The 19,755-nt window shown below is 63.8% G+C and carries 18 protein-coding genes and 4 pseudogenes; 12 read left to right on the top strand and 10 right to left on the bottom strand.

The features are described from left to right. The coding region (locus ACNJ7E_RS42290; RefSeq protein ID WP_418341749.1) for an HD domain-containing protein at positions 1–563 on the bottom strand (563 nt) is incomplete at its 3' end. Positions 564–694: 131 nt separating this feature from the next. On the opposite strand from ACNJ7E_RS42290, the gene ACNJ7E_RS42295 reads away from it, so the two are divergent. After that, entirely contained in the window at positions 695–1,675 is a 981-nt protein-coding gene (locus ACNJ7E_RS42295; RefSeq protein WP_418342601.1) for a GlxA family transcriptional regulator, read from the top strand. Positions 1,676–1,811: 136 nt separating this feature from the next. On the opposite strand, the gene ACNJ7E_RS42300 is transcribed toward ACNJ7E_RS42295, so the two are convergent. Further along, a complete protein-coding gene (locus ACNJ7E_RS42300) occupies positions 1,812–2,462 on the bottom strand; it encodes a TetR/AcrR family transcriptional regulator (protein WP_280782246.1) in 651 nt (216 codons plus the stop codon). 85 nt (positions 2,463–2,547) lie between these two features. Then, a complete protein-coding gene (locus ACNJ7E_RS42305; protein ID WP_280782247.1) occupies positions 2,548–2,691 on the bottom strand; it encodes a hypothetical protein in 144 nt (47 codons plus the stop codon). A gap of 281 nt (positions 2,692–2,972) precedes the next feature. Here ACNJ7E_RS42305 and ACNJ7E_RS42310 point away from each other — a divergent pair, with 281 nt between their 5' ends. The 3 genes and pseudogenes from ACNJ7E_RS42310 to ACNJ7E_RS42320 all read left to right on the top strand — a co-directional run bounded on the left by ACNJ7E_RS42310 (position 2,973) and on the right by ACNJ7E_RS42320 (position 5,732). After that, positions 2,973–3,485, top strand: a complete 513-nt coding sequence (locus tag ACNJ7E_RS42310) for a DUF4863 family protein (RefSeq protein WP_280782248.1) — start codon at positions 2,973–2,975, stop codon at positions 3,483–3,485. A gap of 31 nt (positions 3,486–3,516) precedes the next feature. Further along, positions 3,517–4,257 (top strand): nitroreductase, encoded by a 741-nt coding sequence (locus tag ACNJ7E_RS42315; RefSeq protein ID WP_418342584.1) that lies wholly within the window; start codon positions 3,517–3,519, stop codon positions 4,255–4,257. A 403-nt stretch (positions 4,258–4,660) separates the two neighbouring features. Further along, positions 4,661–5,732 (top strand): annotated as a pseudogene (locus ACNJ7E_RS42320) (IS110 family RNA-guided transposase). A gap of 328 nt (positions 5,733–6,060) precedes the next feature. Here the strand turns inward: ACNJ7E_RS42320 and ACNJ7E_RS44060 are convergent. The 3 genes and pseudogenes from ACNJ7E_RS44060 to ACNJ7E_RS44065 all read right to left on the bottom strand — a co-directional run. Further along, positions 6,061–6,489: pseudogene (locus tag ACNJ7E_RS44060) on the bottom strand (IS1380 family transposase); the annotation flags it as partial. A 412-nt stretch (positions 6,490–6,901) separates the two neighbouring features. Beyond that, positions 6,902–7,414, bottom strand: a complete 513-nt coding sequence (locus tag ACNJ7E_RS42325; protein ID WP_418342585.1) for a DoxX family protein — start codon at positions 7,412–7,414, stop codon at positions 6,902–6,904. A 599-nt stretch (positions 7,415–8,013) separates the two neighbouring features. Further along, positions 8,014–8,280, bottom strand: a complete 267-nt coding sequence (locus ACNJ7E_RS44065; protein ID WP_489686859.1) for a hypothetical protein — start codon at positions 8,278–8,280, stop codon at positions 8,014–8,016. Between ACNJ7E_RS44065 and ACNJ7E_RS42330 the strand changes: the two genes are divergently transcribed. The 3 genes and pseudogenes from ACNJ7E_RS42330 to ACNJ7E_RS42340 all read left to right on the top strand — a co-directional run. Continuing rightward, on the top strand, positions 8,164–9,378 hold the full coding sequence (locus ACNJ7E_RS42330; RefSeq protein WP_489686858.1) for an MFS transporter: 1,215 nt from the start codon (positions 8,164–8,166) through the stop codon (positions 9,376–9,378). The genes ACNJ7E_RS44065 and ACNJ7E_RS42330 overlap by 117 nt on opposite strands. A 75-nt stretch (positions 9,379–9,453) precedes the next feature. After that, a complete protein-coding gene (locus ACNJ7E_RS42335; RefSeq protein ID WP_280782252.1) occupies positions 9,454–9,987 on the top strand; it encodes an ATP-binding protein in 534 nt (177 codons plus the stop codon). 34 nt (positions 9,988–10,021) lie between these two features. Then, positions 10,022–10,714, top strand: a pseudogene (locus ACNJ7E_RS42340) (IS3 family transposase); the annotation flags it as partial. Positions 10,715–11,564: 850 nt separating this feature from the next. On the opposite strand, the pseudogene ACNJ7E_RS42345 reads toward ACNJ7E_RS42340, so the two are convergent. The 4 genes and pseudogenes from ACNJ7E_RS42345 to ACNJ7E_RS42360 all read right to left on the bottom strand — a co-directional run. After that, positions 11,565–11,998 (bottom strand): annotated as a pseudogene (locus ACNJ7E_RS42345) (hypothetical protein); the annotation flags it as partial. Positions 11,999–12,003: 5 nt separating this feature from the next. Further along, the gene (locus tag ACNJ7E_RS42350; RefSeq protein ID WP_418342587.1) at positions 12,004–13,374 is read right to left on the bottom strand and encodes an MFS transporter; all 1,371 of its coding nucleotides are present in this window, start codon (positions 13,372–13,374) and stop codon (positions 12,004–12,006) included. Positions 13,375–13,855: 481 nt separating this feature from the next. Continuing rightward, complete coding sequence (locus ACNJ7E_RS42355; RefSeq protein ID WP_418342588.1) at positions 13,856–14,527, bottom strand: DUF998 domain-containing protein; 672 nt, start codon at positions 14,525–14,527, stop codon at positions 13,856–13,858. A gap of 994 nt (positions 14,528–15,521) precedes the next feature. Further along, a complete protein-coding gene (locus ACNJ7E_RS42360; RefSeq protein WP_418342602.1) occupies positions 15,522–16,253 on the bottom strand; it encodes a TetR/AcrR family transcriptional regulator in 732 nt (243 codons plus the stop codon). Between the two features lie 129 nt (positions 16,254–16,382). Between ACNJ7E_RS42360 and ACNJ7E_RS42365 the strand changes: the two genes are divergently transcribed. The 5 genes from ACNJ7E_RS42365 to ACNJ7E_RS42385 all read left to right on the top strand — a co-directional run bounded on the left by ACNJ7E_RS42365 (position 16,383) and on the right by ACNJ7E_RS42385 (position 19,530). Then, positions 16,383–16,844, top strand: coding sequence for a hypothetical protein (locus tag ACNJ7E_RS42365; protein ID WP_418342589.1), 462 nt, complete (start codon positions 16,383–16,385; stop codon positions 16,842–16,844). Positions 16,845–16,931: 87 nt separating this feature from the next. Then, positions 16,932–17,126, top strand: a complete 195-nt coding sequence (locus ACNJ7E_RS42370) for a CsbD family protein (protein ID WP_418342590.1) — start codon at positions 16,932–16,934, stop codon at positions 17,124–17,126. Positions 17,127–17,189: 63 nt separating this feature from the next. Further along, on the top strand, positions 17,190–17,345 hold the full coding sequence (locus ACNJ7E_RS42375; protein WP_009478323.1) for a DUF6131 family protein: 156 nt from the start codon (positions 17,190–17,192) through the stop codon (positions 17,343–17,345). A 75-nt stretch (positions 17,346–17,420) separates the two neighbouring features. Continuing rightward, a complete protein-coding gene (locus ACNJ7E_RS42380; protein ID WP_418342591.1) occupies positions 17,421–18,674 on the top strand; it encodes a fatty acid desaturase family protein in 1,254 nt (417 codons plus the stop codon). Continuing rightward, entirely contained in the window at positions 18,667–19,530 is an 864-nt protein-coding gene (locus ACNJ7E_RS42385) for a DUF1206 domain-containing protein (protein ID WP_418342592.1), read from the top strand. The genes ACNJ7E_RS42380 and ACNJ7E_RS42385 overlap by 8 nt, the downstream gene beginning before the upstream one ends. Positions 19,531–19,755 lie beyond the last annotated feature (225 nt).

The following is a 19,755-nucleotide window of genomic DNA, read 5'->3' on the forward strand; positions in this document are numbered from 1 at the left end:
ACGTCGGCATTGACGGTGCCGTAGGTCGTGTCCGGCCGATAGCTGAGCCCGTCGACGAAAGCACGCAGAAACTCGTTCTTGAAGTCACCCCGCGGATGGACAGCGGTGATCTCCTCCACCTGATCCGGGTCCAGACCGTCCAAACCCAACCCGACCACATCGGTGAGAACACCGAAGTTCGTGGCAGCGACCTCATCCCCCATCCGGCCGGGAATCCCCGGCGTCGTGTGCAACGCGATCGCCGTCCACACCACCTCGGCGGCGGCGTCGGAGAAACCGCGATCGAGCAGAAACTTACGAGCATGATCGGCCCCATCGAGCTCGAACCGCTGCTCCACATCCGAGAAGGGCGTGAGCAGACCCGTGTCGTGGAACAGCGCCGACAGATACAGCAGCTCAGGGTCCGGCCGCAGGCCGAGTACGCGAGCCCGCAGCGTGCTGAAGAGGAACACCCGCCGCGAGTGATGGAAAATCAGCGGGTTCGTCGTATCCTGGACGAGGCGAGTGGCCTCGGCCGCCGCCTGCGTCTCGGGAATCTCCACTCCTGCGATGATCTCGGTCATGGATCCTGCACTTTCAGGTTTCGATGTTGTAGAACAGACGATGTGTCCGTCCCCCAACGGTGCCGCACACCTGGCCTCCGGCGCCGCCTCAGTCCGGCCATGACCCACTCGAATCCGGACAGGCAGTGAGCATGCACACCAGCCCCCACCCGCATCGGGTCGCGGTCCTGGTCTACGACGGGGTGAAACTGCTCGATGTCGCCGGCCCTGCCGAGGTGTTCGCGGAGGCGAATCTATGCGGCGCCGATTACCAGATCGTGTTGTTGTCGCCGACCGGGGCAGACGTGGCGTCGTCTATTGGCATAAGAGTCTCCGTCGACGGCGACGCAGGATCGGAGCCTGCCCCCGACACCTTCCTCGTGGCCGGCGGCGACATCTACCCGCGAACCGCCGTCTCCCGTGACCTCGTCGACGCCACAAACACCCTCGCCGCGCGAGCTGCCCGGGTCGGCTCCATCTGCACAGGCGCATTCGTCCTGGGGGCGGCTGGCCTCCTGGAGGGCAAACGCGCGACCACGCACTGGAAAGTCGCACACGAACTCGCCGCCCGGCACCCGACGACCCACGTCGAACCCGACTCGATCTACGTTCGCGACGGCACCACCTACACCTCCGCGGGCGTGAGCGCCGGCATCGACCTGGCGCTGGCGCTGGTCGAGGAAGACCATGGGCCCGATCTGACGCGCGAGGTCGCCCGCCGCCTGGTGGTCTACTTGCAGCGCGCGGGCGGACAATCGCAGTTCTCTGCCCCACTCCAAGGCCCACCGCCGCGCACACCAGCCCTCCGCCGAATTGTGGATCTCGTGACGGCGGACCCCTCCGGGAACCACTCGCTCGCCGAACTCGCCAAACACCTCCACATGAGCGCCCGCCACCTCACACGACTCTTCCGAACCGAACTGTCCACCACGCCTGCCCGGTATGTCGAGCTGGTCCGATTCGACATGGCAAAGGCGCTGCTCGACCAGGGACACAACGCAACACAGGCAGCATCCCTCGCCGGATTTCCCAGCTACGAAAGCCTGCGACGAGTCTTCGTGCGGGAGGTATCGATGTCACCGACTGCCTACCAACGCCGCTTCGGCACCGCGCACCGCGCCGACGCGGGGTAACCCCAAATACGGCCGAAGCGTCGATCAGTGCGCTCTTTACCCCTTCACTCCGGCATCGAACTCACAAACATCGCGGCCTTATGCAACCCGTTCCCCGAACGTCGCTGACAAGGAGAGACCAACCAACCCAATGCAGCTACGTTTGCAACGCGACGATCCCGGGCCATAGTGCCGCCGAGACCTTCTCGGCCAGATCCTCGCGATCGTCGTCGCCCCGAAGAAAGGCCGCGTAGTAGCTGCCGAAGCAAATTGTGGCCAAGGTATGGGTGTCGATGTCCTCGCGTACTTCGCCACGACTTCGTAAATCGTTCAGCACGCCTTCGACCAAATTCACTCGTGGTTCCACTGCATGCTCACGCACAATCGCGAGCAGTTCCGGCGTTCGGAACGTCTCGCCCATGAAATTGCCCATGAGGATCATCGCGTCGGGATTGAAGTAGCACGGATCGACCCGCCGAATCGCCTCAGTAAAGGCTTCGAAAGGCCGCAATTTCGCGAGTTCCAGGTTCGGGTAGCTCTCCCGTTGCGCGCGGAAGCCAAAGTCGAGAGCGTCGACGACAAGTTCGAACTTTCCGGGCCAACGCCGATAGAGGGTAGGTCTGGTGACGCCCGCATCTGCTGCAATATCACCCAACGTCATTCTCGAGTACCCATCGACAACCAGTCGTCGCCGAGTCGCCTCGATGATGGCGTCGTCGAGTGATGGATCCCGAGGCCGACCACCGCGACTTCCAGCGTCCGCGTCTTTACCCGTTTGCGGGTCTGTGCTGACTCTCTTCTCGGCCATTGCCCACCCTTATGTATTTACCGTTACGGTTAAGAATCGTAACTTATGCTGGGCAGGGATTGGTTAGTAGCAGGACATCCGGCCCTTACACATCCACAGGTTTCTTTTCGGCGGGCGCAGCGCGAACCACGCCCAGCGACTCCTTCGCCCAGTGCAGCGACCCGGTGTCGGCCAGTGCAGTCACCACACCCTCGTCGAGTTTGGTGGAGTAGCGAGGCTCGCTCGGCATGTGAAGCGAGGATGGCGGATAGCCATCCCTACTAGCCATAGGTGCGGCCCTCACAACAGGGCAGAACCGCGAGAGAAAGCCAAAGAGGTGGGACGAAGGCGGCGCCGAAGAAAGCAGGGCCCGAGCCGGGTTTCCGCCGCGGCGCGGTCGATCACCCGTAGGAAACTCGCGAGCCTTCGAGGACTATTCCATTTTCGTTACACACATTGACTGTAACGCAACAGTGTCCTACTGTGGCAGCAGCCACACACAGTGGTGCGAATTTCACCAAGGAGTGCGCTATGAATCCCAGCCAGGCCCTCATCGATCGCAGCATCCCGTTTCTCGACGAGGTCAAGAACCGCACCGCTGGAGGCGAGTTGGAGGATTGGCTCAACACGAACTACGGACCCGGGACGGAGCTCTACGACGACCTGGCGCGAATGATCACCGAAGGTGTCAACGACGGTTGGGCGGCCAATGCCGAGCTCGACGGACCGAAGTATCGGCGAAGCCGGATCGCGTCACCCAGCGAGGAACTCAGCTACTTCAGCGTCACCGCCGTGTACATGAACAGCGTGCCCCGGTATCGAGGCCAGTACCACCAGCACCCGTATGGTGAACTCAACCTCGTGGTTCCTCTGGATCCCGGCGCCGAGTTGGCTGGCCCACGCGGATGGTGCGGCGCAGGGTGGACCGCACCCGGCCCCGGAAGCCACCACTACCCCGAGGTGAGAGGTGGCGCTCTCATCGCTCTGTTCTATCTGCCAGCCGGGCGGATCTCCTACGACATCACTCCCGCCGCCACTGTCTGATTCAGGAAAGGGGCGCATAACCATGACGTATGTGACCACCACCGCGCCGCGAGCGTCCCGAATCGTGCCCAGCACGAAGGACGACACAACCGTCGAGCAGGCGTTACTGAGCAGGCGAAGCGTGCGCGCCTTCCTGCCGACCCAGGTGCCGCGCCGCGATGTTGAACACTTACTCGAGTTGGCCTCACGATCCGCCAGCAACTCCAACTGCCAACCGTGGCAGGTCCACGTAGTAACTGGCGCAGTGAAATCACGTCTCACATCGGCGCTTCTCGCGGCCCACGACTCCGGGGGCCGCGTCAGCACATGCGAGTACAACTACCAACCCAAGCCGGATGAGTGGCCGGAACCATTTCGCACTCGTCGACGTAAATTCGGCGACGGCCTGTACGGCAAAACCTTGGGCATAGCGGCCACCGATTCAGCAGGTCGGGTGGACCATCATCGGCGCAACTACGACTTTTTCGGCGCTCCCGTCGGCATCATTCTGACGGTCAGCCGGCACCCGCTCGATGGTGCGCTGGTGGACGCCGGCCTTTTCCTCCAAGCGCTGATGCTCGCCGCTCGCGGCGCGGGACTCGACACATGCCCTCAGGCGTCCTTCATCGACTTCTACCCGATTCTGCGTCAACACCTCGACATCCCAGAGGATCAGCTGATCGTCTGCGGACTCGCATTGGGTTATGCGGACCCCGAACACCGGCTCAGTCAGTACATCACCCCCCGAGAAGCCGTGGCCTCCTTCGCCACTTTCTACGGTGATTCCCCGTAAGCAATCGTTCTACTAGCGCGACGTCGTAGGCCGTTCCGCCCGGACCGGATTCACATCCGATTCGGGCGGCCGGCTCGTGGTGCCTCCGTTCGGGAGCACACAGCCGGACGCGTTATGTCTAACCTGGATCCACCGATGGGGCGCCGGTCGGTGACGGTTTCGGTTGCGGCCGTTAATGGATTGTCGAGGTGTGGGTGATCGCCCAACCAAGGTGTCGGATTGTTCCACTGGATTTTCGGGTCGGGGACCGAGATGGTCGAGCGGATTAGACGATATGAGGGGCTGGGCTGGGGCCCCACTCACATGTGAACGTGGGTGGCCGACAGGAAACGGGTCCTGGCCGGTAGAGCCACAAAATGTGGGAGGCCCAGCGGTGAATCAGCGTACGAGCATTGGATTAGAAATGCACGCACGATCGGTGGTCGCCTGCGGCCTCGACGGGCGAACCGGTGAGCTTTTCGAACGAAGATTGACACCGGACCACGGCGAAATCGTGGACTGGAGCAGGTCCCTGCCAGCTCCGGTGGCGGTGACATACGAGGCCAGGCCGACCGGCTTCGGGCTGGCCAGGTCACTGACCGCGGCGGCATCGAGTGCCTGGTCGCGGCACCTTCGAAGCTGCAGCGCCCGCCCGGAGATCGGGTGAAGAACGACGCGCGCGACGCGCGGCATCTGGCTCGTCTGCTGCACCTCGGACAGATCGTCGAGGTGTCGGTGCCGAGCGTCGAACAGGAGCGGCCCGGGATCTGCTCCGCGCCCGAGAAGACTGTCGTGGCGATCTGATGTCGGACCGCCATCGAGTGTCGAAACTATGACTCCGGCAAGGGATCGTCGACTACGGCGGCCACGCGTGGACGAAGGTGCACGACACCTGGCTGCGCGCCCGACACGTCGATGCACGCGGTCTGCAGCTGGCGTATGGGACCGCCAACGACACCGTGCTCGCGGCGGTGGATCGGCAGGATCGGCTGGATGTGGCGATCGCGGCGATGGCCACCGACAGCGACTACACCCCGGTGGTGACGCGGCTCGGCTGCCTGCGCGGGGTGTCCACGCTGACCGCGTTCGGGCTGGCCGTGGAGATCGGCGATTGGCAGCGCCTGACCGGACGCTCGATCGGCGCCTACCTCGGGCTGGTGCCCACCGAACACTCCTCGGGCGCGACACGCTCGCAGGGGTCGATCACCAAGACCGGTAACGGTCACGCCCGGCGGCTGCTGATCGAGGCCGCCTGGCACCACCGCCCCCCGTATCGCCCCGGAGTGTAGCTGCGGCGCCGCTGGGAGCAAGCCCGTCCCGCGGCTCGGGCCCGCGGACAGCAAGCAAACGGGCGCCTGCACGCCCGCTGGGCCGGGTTCGACGTCCGCAACAAACGCCCGGCACTGGCGAATACCGCGATCGCCCGCGAACTCGTCGGTCGGCAAGGACCGGGAACGGGGATCCTCACAGCGTCCGGGCGAATCATGCGGTGGTGACGGCAGCGCCAGGGAGTGATCCACGAGCCGACTGTTGAGCAATCCTCAACTGTACGTTGGGATCACGCTCGAGATTAGACCAGCGATCCACTCCAGCCGAACAACCGTCCTGCGGTACCCAACCCGCGCATATCAGAGTTGACCACGCGTCGAAACCGACACGCTCGCCACCACCCCGGATCGACCGGACCCACAGAGGCGGCGCCCACGACGACAGTCCTGGACGCCGCCTCGCCCTGCGCCCTTGACAAACCGGTGTACATATCAGGTGGCCTGCGGTTTCGTCGGTGCAAGGAGGCGAACAGTCCTGACCCTTCGTTTTTCCCAGGGGCCACCCTTGCGGGAGATGCAGGGCCAGCGTTCGTGCACCGTTCGTGCACGCCGAGAACGCGATTCGGGCCGGACAGATATCAGGTCCGGCGGATGGCATCGGTCGTCGCATTGGATAGCCGGGTACCGGTCGTTGCGGCAACTCGGTTGAGGTTGCTCGCCATCACCGCAAGCACCCGCCAGGCGCTGTTGGCGGCGCGAAGTGCTTTCGTGTCGGCGTGAACCTGCTCGACGATTGCGCGTCGCGATGAAGCCTTGTCGGCGTTTACCGTGTCCAGAACCGCCGGGTCGGTGGTGGTGGAAATGCGCGGAACCGCCCGTGTCGAACAAGGCGCTCTGCCCGGTCTCCGGCCGGGGGATTGAGGTCGGGAAGCGGCGCATCACCAAACCGGCCCGGTGTCCGCTCTCTCGGCGCCAGCGACCATGCCCGCGACCAGCGAGAACGCCTTCCGGCCCACATGCGCGGCGCCCTTGCCGGTCGGCACCGACACGCTCACCCGCCAAGGCTTTTGCCAACCCGAGTGCCGGAATCAGGCCGGCCGAGGGGAGGCAGTTGTGGTTATCGAAAGCCGCGGTCTTCACCGGCCGGGTATGGGGTAGTTGCACCCTAGATGCCCGTCGTGTCGATCGACCTCGTTCTGTGAGAAGTCCAATTTCAGCACGCAAGGACATCTCGTCGTTTCGACTCCCCTACCCCTTTACAGCATAGTGGATCCACGGTTAAAGCCCTGCGAACTTATACTCCAGCAGCGCTGGCCCGTCCGAACAACGAACTGCCCCGACGTACGACTATGGCCCCCACAAGTGACGTGAGGACCAAAGCCTTTCCAGAAGGGTCTTTACGCCGCCGTCACGATCCTGGATGGTCGATAGAACAGGAGCAGTTGACAAGCGCCAGCGAGGATTCCCACCCCGGCCGCAACGACGAGACCGGCCCACCCATCTGCCGGGTTGCCGCCGAACAGCACCTGATCGATGCTTATCCGTCCTGCACCGAGCATGGCAACACACACGGCGGTTATCGCAATGACGAAGGTGTACTCCCAACCTGACGTCATCACATAGAAGCCCTTCGTGCGGTGCACCGTCCACGCTGCAACCAGCATCAGGGCAACGAACGCTGCCGCGGCGACGGAGGTGAACAGTCCAGCCGCGAGAGCAATGCCGGCGACGATCTCCGTCCCGGCCGCGACCCGAACATGGAAGAAGCCAGGACGCATGCCCAAGCCCTCAAACCATTTGGCGTTACCGGCAAGTCGGCCGCCGAGGAATACTTTGTGGTATCCGTGAGCAGCCATGGTCAAGCCGAGGCTTACGCGCAGCAGCAGCACGGCGAAATCGAAGGAGGTCATCGCTGCGGCCCCCCAGCGACTGTCTTCGCACGACAGTCTTCGACCCAGTTGACAACCGGTGTCGGCGACAGCCCCTGTACGACGTCCGTCACTGCTGCGACCGCACTATTGGTGCTCAATTGTTTTCTCCTCTGCGATGTTGTGTAGGTCGGCCGCAGCGGCATCGCGTCCACGATTGGTTTCCGCATCGGCGGTCCGACGGTGAGTGTGTGCGCTTTACGCATGGGCGACGACTTCATTCGAAGGTTGAGAACCTTCGTTGGTCGAAAGCCTATGCTCTCCCTGAATTACAGTCAATATTCGTAACGCAACACTCCGGCTTGCCAACCTTCGCGTAAGTGACGGATCGATCTCGGCGAGTAAGGCTTTAGTAGGACTGCCGGCCAAGCCCGAGACTCAGAAGTCACCGCGGACTATCGCGACTGCAGCGTTACAGCTATTGACTGTAATGCAACGCACCTTTATGGTTTTGATCACGGCCCTCGATGCACTGTCCGCTCACAGAGGGCACGTCGCGCGGAGACGGCCGCAAAACCCAGAATCAACTCAACTCGCACCTCAGCGAAAGTGAAGTCGCAATGGCCTCTGAGCTCTCCCACTCACACGTATCGACAACCGGGATACGCGTTGATGAACTCATCGACGCGCGGCCGGTAGGCCGCTTCCATCACCTGCTCCTTGCTCTCGCCGGCGCGGTGATGTTTCTCGATGGCTTCGACACCCAGGCGATCAGCTTCGCAGCCCCGGCCATCGCGCGGGAGTGGCGTCTCCCCGTTTCTTCGCTCGGGCCCATTTTCTCCGCCGCCATCGTCGGACTGATGGTTGGCTACCTGTGCCTGGCGCCGCTCGCCCACCGATTCGGACATCGGCGCACGATACTCGTCTGTACCGCAATGTTTGGAATCTTGACCCTCTTGTGCGCACTCACAGCATCACCCATCCAACTGATAGCACTGCGATTCCTCACCGGAGCAGGGTTGGGCGCCGCCATTCCCAGCCTCGTAGCCTTGACCAGTGAATTTGCGCCGGCCCGGCGGCGCTCCTCCTTCGTAGTGTTCATCTATTGCTGGTATGCCTTCGGATTTGTCGCAGCCGGTGTCATCTCCGGCTTCATCATTCCGATGTGGGGCTGGCGGGCGATGTTCGTGGTCGGAGGCACGGCACCGCTGGTGCTATTGGTGCTCTTGCTGCGTCACCTGCCGGAGTCTCCCCGCTACCTTCTCTTGCGCGGTGCCCACGCTCGCGCGCACACAACTCTGCGTCGCCTCTACCCGAACCTGCCCATCAATGTCATCGTAACGACAGACGCACCCGATTCCGGCCAGACAGCCGAGCCCGCCAAGCGGAAAGCCTCCGTGGCACTGGACCTCGTACGAGGCCGATGGTTCCTCAATACCGTCCTGCTCTGGCTTGCTTTCGGCGCAAATCTGGCAACGTTCTATGCGATACAGAGCTGGCTTCCGACAATCGTCGGCTCCCTCGGCGAATCGTCACGCGTGGTCATCGCGTCCACGGTTCTCACCACCATCGGTGGTATCGTCGCGGCCCTGCTCATCGGCCCTGCCATGGACCGGACCAGTCCATTCCGCACGCTCGGAGTGGTCTATCTCCTTGGGTCGGGATTCGTGGCGCTGTTCGGATTGGTCATCGGTGGTGGCAACACGTGGGCGCTCCTCGGATCAGCCTTCCTGACCGGAACATGCGTAACCGGCGGCCAGATGAGCGTGATCGCGTTGGCGACCGTGCTCTATCCGCCTGATATGCGCTCGACAGGTGTGGGATGGGCTCTCGGCGTCGGGCGACTCGGCGGCATCGCCGGACCTTTGGTCGTCGGTGTTGCGCTGGGCGCCGGTGCAGCGCCCCGTGAAGCCTTCTTCGCGATGGCGACAATCCTCGTCGTCGCCAGCATCTGCGTGCTGGCACTCGAACGTCGCGTGCGGTCTCAGCGCCACACCGCGAACTGACCGAAACGCGCGAAACAAGCTGACGTTGAGATGTCCAGACCCAGCCGGCACAGGATCGGTAACCTGCCTCTAGAGTTGACCAGTTTCGTCGGACGCCGCAGGGAAGTGATCGAGGCAAAGCGACTTTTGTCGGTCACACGGCTGGTGACCATGACTGGCACTGGCGGGGTCGGCAAAACCCGTCTCGCACTCCGAGTTGCTACCGAGGTCGCCCGCGCTTTCGACGACGGGGTCTGGATCGTCGATCTAAGCGAGCTGAAAGACGGTTCGTCACTTGTCGCAGCGGTATCCGACATCATCGGACTCACCGTCCAGCCCGACGCAGACCCCGAGGATCGGCTCGCCGAGTATCTCGCGACCTGGGCGGTGTTGCTCGTACTGGACTGCTGCGAACAACTTGTCGCTACGGCGGCCGCACTCTGCACCCTCATATTGCGACGCTGTCCAGGGGTACGAATCCTGGCGACAAGCCGACAGGTATTGGGCCTCGCCGGAGAAGCAGTGTTTCAAGTACCGCCCTTGGCCGTGCCGGACGAACATTCGTCGACGCTACAGGGCACCTCTCGTTACGAGGCGGTGAGGCTGCCCCCTTGGAGTGGACACCCCTGACAATGGTTCTAGTAGAGCCAGGAGGGATGTCGAAGTGGGACGCCAGTCTCTGTACACGGAGGAATTCCGGAAAGACGCGATCGCGCTGTACCGCGCCGCCGACGGCCAGCGCACATACGCGGCGGTCGCCGCGGACCTGGGCATCAGTGGCGAAACGCTACGGACGTGGGTCCGCAAGGACACCGCCCGCAATGGACGCCCGGAGGCCCGCAGCACCGCCGGTGGGAAACCCAAGCGGACGAGCTCGCGCGGCTGCGGGCAGAGAACGCCCGGTTACGCGGTGCCGAGAAAGAATGGCAGCTCGAACGCGACATCCTGCGCAGGGCAGCCGCGTATTTCGCGAAAGAGGTGAAGTGAAGACCCACCGCTGGGACTTCATCTCCGACCATCGCGCCGAGTTCGGCGTGCAGCGGCTGTGCCGGGTGCTGGGAACCTCCCGCTCCGGTTACTACCGGCACCTGGCCACCGAGGATGCTCGCGCCGAGCACGCGGCGGAGGAGCCGCCACAGTCGCCGAGATCCGCGCCATCCATGCCGAGCACCGCAGCGCCTACGGCGCCCCGCGCGTTCACGCCGAACTCCGCTCCCGCGGACGCAAGATCAACCGCAAACGGGTGACCCGGCTGATGCGAATCCACCACGTGGTCGGCCGGCACCTGCGCCGCAGCAAGCGCACGACTATCGCGGACAAATCGGGCCTACCGGTGCCGGATCTGGTGATGCGAGAACACCAGGAAGAAGATATACGCGAAGAGACAAGCTATGGCAGTCGGACGAGATGTACTCAGCGGCGCGATGGGGGGCGTGAATACGTTGAGGATGAAATAGGGCGGTATAGGCGGCGTCGGCGGAGGGCGATTCAGTGCGATCCACTATCCCCAGATGATCGTGCATTCATCGCCTTTGCACAGGCTTGGGCTCCATTCGGTGGCGTGCCGGCGGAAGACACTTTTGTCCAATTTGGCATGACCGTCAGACAGTTCACGATGAGGGTAAATCGCATCCTGCTCGAGGCTGGTTCAACCTTCACCCAACACGACGGTCGGTCACCGCGTACCTGAATTGCTTGGCATTGCCGGAGTTCCGCGATTCCAGCATCGTTCCGCCCGGCAGGGTCGGTGACTGCTTGCCAGCGTCTGCCCAAATTGACCTACGAGAGAATCCACAACCGACCGCGAAACTTCCGGGCCTACTCTCCTCGGACGCCGCTGGCAACAGCAGTTCAACTCCGCTACACGACACTTCGTGAGATCTACCTTCGCTATCGCCGCGGTTCGCGGCATCGTGCGTGTCGGCAGTCGGGCGCCGGAAGTCTCCTCGGGAACAGGGCTCTCACTCGCTACCCAACGGATTCGATTGGCCGCCTCGATACGATCTGCACGGGTTGCGCACCGTCGCCGATCCTCTACGCGTGGGCCGCGGTCGCCGACTCGTCAGCCGATGCCCGCAACAAGCGCAGCCTGGTGCTCCCGCGCCTCGCCGCCGCTCATGCCGTCGGGCGAGACCTCGCTGGGCTCCGGAATCGAGTCACTGGAAGTAGGACGCATAGTCGCTGAAACGAACCTGACCGGTGGGGCTCTAGTGTATTGCGTCGGCGACCGGCGACGGGATAAGTGCCCAGTGGGCACGCAGCGCGGCCGCCAGGGAAGGATTCAATATGTAGAGCAGGCAAAGTTCACTCTCCGGAGCGGCGGCGCCATCGACATGCCTACCGCCGAACTCACACCCCCTCGGTGTTGGTCACCAGTCGAGCTACGCCCGAAATCTGTTGCGCTGCGAAGCCGTAGACCGCTGGCACCGTGTAATCCGACCGGTAGAGCGCCATCAGGGTTCGTATCGCGTCGTTGTTCCTCAACCAGGTGCCCACGAACCCGCCGGGAGCGATCAATGAGTTCACCTGCGTCGTCGGCCCGCGTTGGCCGGACTCTCCAGCAGCCCGCTGGTGTTCACGTAGAGCTCATAGCTGGGGCCAGAACCTACGGTGTGGGGTGTCCATCGACGTTGGAGTACAGGGAGCTCAGCGGGGACCCGAAGACACGGGCACGCCCCAAGCGCTCCCCTGCTCGCGATCGAGCACCGTGACCGCCTTGTTCTTCAGCCCGAAGATGTAGACCAGCAAGCTGACCCCGATCACTACCGTCACATAGAAGATGAACCAACCGACGTGACCGGCCGACTTTGACGCCTGGAAAAGCACCGGCGCCGTACCGCCGAAGATGGAGTTCGCGAGCGCATATCCCAGGCCCACACCCAAGGCACGGATGTCGGCGGGGAACAGCTCCGCCTTCACGATCGCGTTGATCGAGGTATACCCGGTGAGGATGACGTAGCCGACCGCGACCAGCGCGAACGCCATCAGCGGCGAGGTGGTCTGCGGAAGGAAGGTGAGCAGCACATAGGTGTAGAGGACACCACCCACACCGAAGAAGATCAGCAGCGGCTTGCGCCCGACGCGGTCGCTGACGAGGCCGCCGATCGGCTGCAGCAGCAACAGAAAAATCAGCCCCAGCAGGTTGATCCACGTTGCCGTCAGCGCATTGTCGGCCCCGAAGGTGGATTTCACAATCGCCGGCGCGTTGACACTGTAGGTGTAGAACGCGACCGTGCCACCCGCGGTAATGAGGAACACCAGCAGCAGCGGACGCCAGTGTTTGGTGAACAACGCCGTCAAGGAACCCGCCGTCCGGTCCTCACCCGCACGGATGGCCTTCAGATGCGACTCGCTGAGCGACTCGTCCATCGAACGCCGAATCCACAGCACGACCAGTGCGGCTATGCCGCCGATGAAGAAGCCGATCCGCCATCCCCAATCCTCCAACGCCTCGACATCGAGAACGCTGAGCGCGATCAGGAGCGTGAACTGCGCGAGCACGTGGCCGCCCACGAGGGTCACGTACTGGAAAGACGACAAGAAGCCGCGCCGATTCGCGGTCGCCGCTTCGGACATGTACGTCGCCGAGGTGCCGTACTCCCCACCCGTGGCGAATCCCTGCACAAGCCGAGCGACGACCAAAACCACCGCCGCCCAATACCCGATGATTTCGCGCGTCGGCATGACCGCCACCACGAAGGAGCACGATGACATGATGGTGATGCTGAGCATCAGGGCGGACTTGCGGCCACGACGGTCGGCGAACCGGCCGAAGAACCAGGACCCCACCGGTCGCATGACGAAGGTGACCGCGAAGATCGCGTAGATGTAGAGCGTGGAGTTGGCGTCGTTCTCGTCGAAGAACTGCGCCTCGAAGTACGTGGCGAAGACCGTGTAGATGTACACGTCGTACCACTCGACGAGGTTTCCTGCCGAGCCCTTCATCGTGTTGAGCACCGCCCGCCGGGTGCTCGTCGGAGCGCGGGTTGGACTGGACGGAGTCGCGTCATCGCTCATCCGTAGACGATAACGGATCGACCTCCCAGCCTGGGCGAGTCGCCCTAGGGGCGGTCTCAATTCGGTCCCGGTTCGTCACCACGCAGTCAGGGCATCGAAGGATCAGCGAACAACACGCGGCGCAAGCCCTGGCAGGCGGCGATCACGGTCGTCGGCATAGACAGGAAGACTGTCCCACCTGAATCGACAATTCTTCCCTGCGAAGCAGGCGACGAGTCTCAGCCCAATCTTCCACATCCTTCGTCTCTCCCGACTCGACTCGCGTCAAGATCAGTGTGCAGGGGGTCAAAACTGAGAGTACGGCGCATTCAAGCGGTGGTCGCAACACTGTCGGTTCACGGTGCCAGAATCTCGGGCAGAACCTGTGCCGGTGTTCGCGAGTCGAGGTTCTCGCGTGTCGGTTGTTCAGACACTCACAGCGTGTTCGTTCGTGCCGACCACGGACCCGCCCTGCACGTGTCGGGCGTGGCGCGGCAGGCGTTCATCGCCGTACCGTGCGGTTGTTCGACAGTGCTGCCCTCCTCCAAGGGACAGAGACCGGATGTCGACCCAGGGACCGCCACGTGGCGGTGCGCGGGTGGAGAGCACACAGCGAAAACTCGACATTGCGGAACACCGTGCGGCGTGCCAGCGCCATCAGGACCGCCATGCCGGTCACGGCCATCCACATCGGCAGCGGGTAGAGAGCGAGACGCTCCCCCAGGCCGAAATGGAGCGCCTGTCCCAGCATGAGGCCGGCGCCGACTAGGCCCACGAGTGCGCACAGGGCCGACCACAGAGCGACCAGCCGCTTCTCATGCCACATATGCCAGGCGATGAGCACGAGCACCACGTGGCGCGCCACGAAGCCCGGCAACACGGCCGACCAGTGGATGATCGTTCCATCGTTCGCCGGAAACAGTCCGGTGGCAGCGGTGCTGACCGCGATGATCACGGCAAGCGAGAGTATCCACTTCTTCTCCCGGCCACTTCTTATGTGCTGATGAAGAAACAGTGCACCGAGGAGGGTGAGCACCCCGAGCGCGACGAACGTCGAATTCATGACGTCGTGCATCGGTGAGCAGGATCCGACTTCGCAGGTCGTCACGCCCAGGGAGCTGATCGAGTCCTGCGCGAAGCTGTAAGGCGTGCTCCACGCCGCCGCGGTGAACACCTCCGCCAACAAGTAGGCGAACGAAAGTACCCAGGCCGTGCCAGCTGCTGCGTGGCGAAGATTGTGGGTTCTCGGTGATGTTCCGGCGCGGTGTGGATTGCTGATGGTGCATTCTCTCCGTCGAACGAGATGTGTCGAGCGAGGCCGGAACGGACCGGCCCGGATGATATCCGTAACTCTACTGCCCGACCCTGAGGATGCTGTCCGAAATGTCTGTATGTGGTCACAGGATGGCCTTGAATTCGAGATCCGGTCAGCCTCCGCTGTGTATCCAGTGGCAGTTGCCGGGGATCCGCTCTCGACTCGGCTCAGACATTCCCTTGCAGTCACCAACCCTCGGACACGGCATTTGTGCTGCTCGAGGCATCGCGGCGAGACCCACCCCGCAACTGACACCGGGTGAGAAGGCAAAGGGAAGCCGCCGGCACCTTCCCCGGCGTCAGCGGCTCCTCATCCCTTCCGGGAACGCTACGCAATGTAGGTCTTACCCGGTCAGGGGCGACAGTGACGCCATATCGCCTCTCGGCAAGTGGTCGCTCGCAGCGACTTTTCTGGTGTGGTACCCGGGGTATGGGCGCCACCGTCATAGTCTTCAACAGCGGCCTTACCGGTGGTATTCCGACGCGGGCGTGTCCGCCGAGAGGACGGGCCTGCGGGGCGCCACCGTGGTCAGTGGGTGTCCTCCGCTGCGATCGCTTCAGCAGGTCTGCGCCGTTGTTGCTGACGTTGTTGACGGCCTTGGACACTTCCCCATGTCGATCACCAGTACGGGGCGCGCAATATCCTCAACCATTTGGTTGACACAATTCCTTGTCAGCCCCACCACCACCAGCGCGCCCCACGACAGCGAATGATCTCGCGAAGCTGCAGCCGGGGCGACGGTGTGAGGGCACCGTCTCTATCCGTGTTCGCCTCTTCTGCGGCAGCGCCGGGCACGTCGTCGCCACTAGTGCTGCGCGTTGGAGGGCGCAAAAGGTTCGTCCATGGTCTGGGTTCAGCTCACAGTAGGGGCGGGGCTGCCGGGGTAGGGCAGTGTTGCGGTGAGTCCCGTGATCAGGATGTCGAGGCCGCGCTCGAGTTCCGCGGTGCCGTCGTACGACGCCAAGACGGGTGCGAGGCCGCGCAGGAGGGGGAAGTCTCCGATCGGCAGCCGGTGCAGGCCCAAGCGCAGCAAGTCGTCGTGCTCGTCGGGTTGTTCGACGATTTCCTGGAGTTCGTTGAGGACGTGACCGTGGAGGAAGCCGAACAAGGCCCGGTACACGTGCAGGGCATCAGTCGCAGTGAAACCTGCCCGGGTGAGCAAGGTGAGGATGTTCTCGAGCGGGCGCAGTGTTCCCAGGGGGCGCAGCCCAAGGGGCGTCGACAGGGGTCGGGTGACCAGGAGCGGGACCACGTGGGGATGGTCGAGCGCCAACCGGCGGAAGCCCCGGGCGACCTCCCGGAGTTGGGTTGCCCAGTCGCCGTCGTCGGTGTCGACCTCGAGTTGTTCGAGGACGCGCTCGACGACGGCGTCGACGAGCGCGGCCTTGTTCGGGGCGTGACGGTAGAGGGTCATCGGGTCGCGGCCCAGGGCTTTGCCGAGGCGACGCATGGACAGTGCGTCGATTCCGTCGCGGTCGATGATCTCGAGTGCAGCCGTCAGGATTCGCTGTCGGGTGATCGGGCCGCTGTCCGGAACCTGACCGTTGCCGGAGCGGGTCGTGCGATCAGCGGGGGCCTTGGCCATAAGAAACACTTCCTTCATCGCATCCAACTGTAGGCCTTTGCCGTAGGTCTCGGTAGTAGACCTACAGTGTTGACACGTCGGAGAATGCAGCGTTGACTGGGTACTACAACCCAGGCCCTGGAGGCCGCCATGATCATCATCTTCGGACTCGTCGTCCTTCTCGCCGCCGTGATCGTCGGACTCACCGGCGTGCTGAGCAACAGCGGCGACGGGCACGCATTGACCGATAACTTCGCGGTGTTCGGCTATCACGTCACCGGCTCCACCGGAACACTGTTCCTCTACGGCATCGTCGTCGGCGCGGTAGGGCTCATCGGACTCGGGCTGCTACTGGCCGGTGCCCGGCGCACCTCCCGGCGCGGCCGCATCGCCCGCCACGACCTGACCGAATCGCGCCGCGAAACAGCGGATGCATACCAGGACCGGGACCGCCTCGCCGAACAGCGCGGCAGGGTCGCCGCGAACCCGGACACCGTCGACAGGACACCGCACGGGACAAGCCGCGACCAGCGAGACGGGCGACGGGACTGGCGGCACCCGTTCGGCCACCGAACAACGAGGGCCGCAGCCACCCACGACGTCGCACGCTGAGGGCACCCCGGCACCGGGTCCCCCCCACTGACATCGGCCGCCGCACCCCCGCACCGGCCGATCACCCGAGAGAGAAGAAGTACCGCCATGAGCATCGTGAAGAAGCTTCGGCACAAGACCGAAACCGCGGAGGGCGCCACCAAGAAGACCGTCGGCAAGGCCCTCGGAAACGAACGCATGGAAGCCGAGGGCCGTGCAGAGCAGGCCAAGGGCAACACCAAGCAAACCGGCGACAAGCTCAAGCAGGCAGGGCAGAAGATCAAGCACACCTTCAAGCACTGACCCGCTCACACACCCTCCGATACCCCAAACCCCTACTCTCTGTACCGAAATCAGGTCGACCTCATGATCATTCTCGGAATCATCCTCGCCATCATCGGCGCGGTCGCCGGCATCCCCATCCTCCTGTACGTCGGGGTCGCGCTCATCGTCATCGGAGTAGTCCTGGTGATCATGGGGTCGATGGGCCACGCGGTCGCAGGCCGACGCCACTACTACTGACCCGACCCTGAGGCCGCACCGGACGGGGCACCACCAGGTTCCGGACGGGGGCTCGTCCGGAACCTGGAGCACACCATGGCCATCTCCGATATCACGGAATACGCACACCTCACCGACGCGGACGTCGAGGCACTCAGCGACGAACTCACCAGCATCCGCCGGGACGTCACCGAGTCGCTCGGCGAGGCCGACGCCGCCTACATCCGCCGCACCATCGGCCTCCAGCGGCTACTGGATGCCGCTGCACGGCTGGTGATCTACGGCAGCAGAAGACCGGCGGGCTGGGTCCTCGGGACGACAGCGCTCGGTGTGGCCAAAAGCGTGGAGAACATGGAGATCGGCCACAACGTCTCCCACGGCCAATGGGACTGGATGAACGACCCGGAAATCCACTCCACCACCTGGGAATGGGACATGGCCGGCCTGTCATCACAGTGGCGCTACTCCCACAACTACCGCCACCACGTGTTCAGCAACGTCGTCGGAATGGACGAGGACCTCGGCTACGGTGTCCTCCGGATCACCCGCGACCAGCCGTGGAAGCCCGAACACCTTCTGCAACCGCTGCGAAACCTGCTGCTGGCGGCCATGTTCGAATGGGGCATCGCCCTCCACGACCTGTATTCCGAGCAGACCCGGGCCGGCACCGCCGCCGAGAAATCCGCTCACCGCCGAGCACTGATCGGGAAGTTCGCCCGCCAGACAGGCAAGGACTACGTGCTTTTTCCCGCCCTCAGCGGACGCCGGTGGCGGCGGACGCTGACGGCGAACCTGACCGCGAATCTGCTGCGGAACGTATGGGCGTACGTGGTGATCTTCTGCGGGCACTTCCCCGACGGCGCCGAGAAGTTCACCCTCGCCGAACTCGAGAACGAAACGAGGCCGGAGTGGTATCTGCGGCAGATGCTCGGCGCCGCGAACTTCCGGGCCGGCCCGGTGCTGGCGTTCCTCAGCGGCAACCTGTGTTACCAGATCGAGCATCACCTGTTCCCCGACCTCCCCAGCAACCGCTACGCGGAAATCTCCACCAAGGTGCAAGCACTGTGCGAGAAATACGACCTGCCCTACACCACAGGCTCCCTGGCCGGGCAGTACCTGCAGACACTGCGCACCATCCACAAACTCGCACTGCCCGACCGGTTTCTGCGCGCGACCGTCGACGACGCCCCCGAGACGGCCTCCGAACTGAAATTCCGCACCGTGCGTGAGCCGATCGGATCGACCCCGGCTTCCCGCATCGGGCTCCGGACAGCCCTACGAGCCCTGCCCACTCACCGTCGCACCCGCCGACGGTCGACACCACCAACATCGGACGATCGCCATGCCTGACACCACACCTTCCCCGGCACCCGCCGCCACCTCCTCGCCGGCGTCGCAGGACAACTCGTCCTCTACCGCAGGACGGGTGGCCCAGAACAGCGTCTTCGAACGATTCGCCCGCGCAGGGTTCGTCGTGAGCGGCATCGTGCACCTGATCATCGGCTATATCGCGATCCGGCTGGCCCTCGGCGGCGCAGCCGGCACCGCCGATCAATCCGGTGCCATGACGGAACTGGCTGCCAAACCGGGCGGCATCGTCGCACTGTGGGTGGGCGTGGTCGCGTTCGCCATCATGGGCCTGTGGCGGCTCGCCGAAGCGGCACTCGGCAGTTCGTCCCGACCGGACGCCGACAGCAAGAAATCGGAAATCATCGATCGTCTCAAGGCCTTTGCCCTGGCGGTGGTCTACTTCGCTTTCGCCTTCTCCGCATTCGGATTTGCCCGCGGCAGCGGCAAGTCGAGCAGCGGCCAGAGTGCGGGGATCACGGCCCGCCTGATGCAAACCACCGCCGGCACGATCGTTCTCGTGGCCGCGGCGCTCGTCATCATCGCGGTCGGCGGATACCACGTCTACAAAGGAGTCAGCCGCAGCTTCCTCGACGACCTCGAAGGAACCACCAGCCCGCTCGTGCGACGACTGGGCACGGTCGGATACATCGCGAAAGGTCTGGCCATCGCCGCCATCGGGTTGCTGGTGATCCTCGCCGTCAGTCAATCCGAGCCCGATAAGGCCTCGGGACTCGACGGCGCCTTCAAAACCGTCGGCGCCCAACCCTACGGAGTGGCCCTCCTCGTCGCGGCCGGCCTCGGCATCATCACCTACGGCCTCTACAGCTTCGCCATGGCCCGCTACGCCAAGATGTAGTCGGACACAGCGCCGCAGCAAGCCGGCGCGTGAGGCGCCTGCCGCGCTCGACAACCAGCCCGCCGCGAAGACCTTCGACGTGTCCTGTCACAGTCGCCGCTCCAAATTTGCGGAGTCTCGTCTCGGGTCGTCCCGACAGACACGACGCGGCCTAGGTATGACTAGGTGAATGTCGGTGTTCTCTGTGCGTCTCGCCGACGACTCTGAAGAGTGAACCCACCGCGC

The organism is Rhodococcus mengyinensis (assembly GCF_048381435.1).
Taxonomy (GTDB): Bacteria; Actinomycetota; Actinomycetes; order Mycobacteriales; family Mycobacteriaceae; genus Rhodococcus_F; species Rhodococcus_F opacus_D.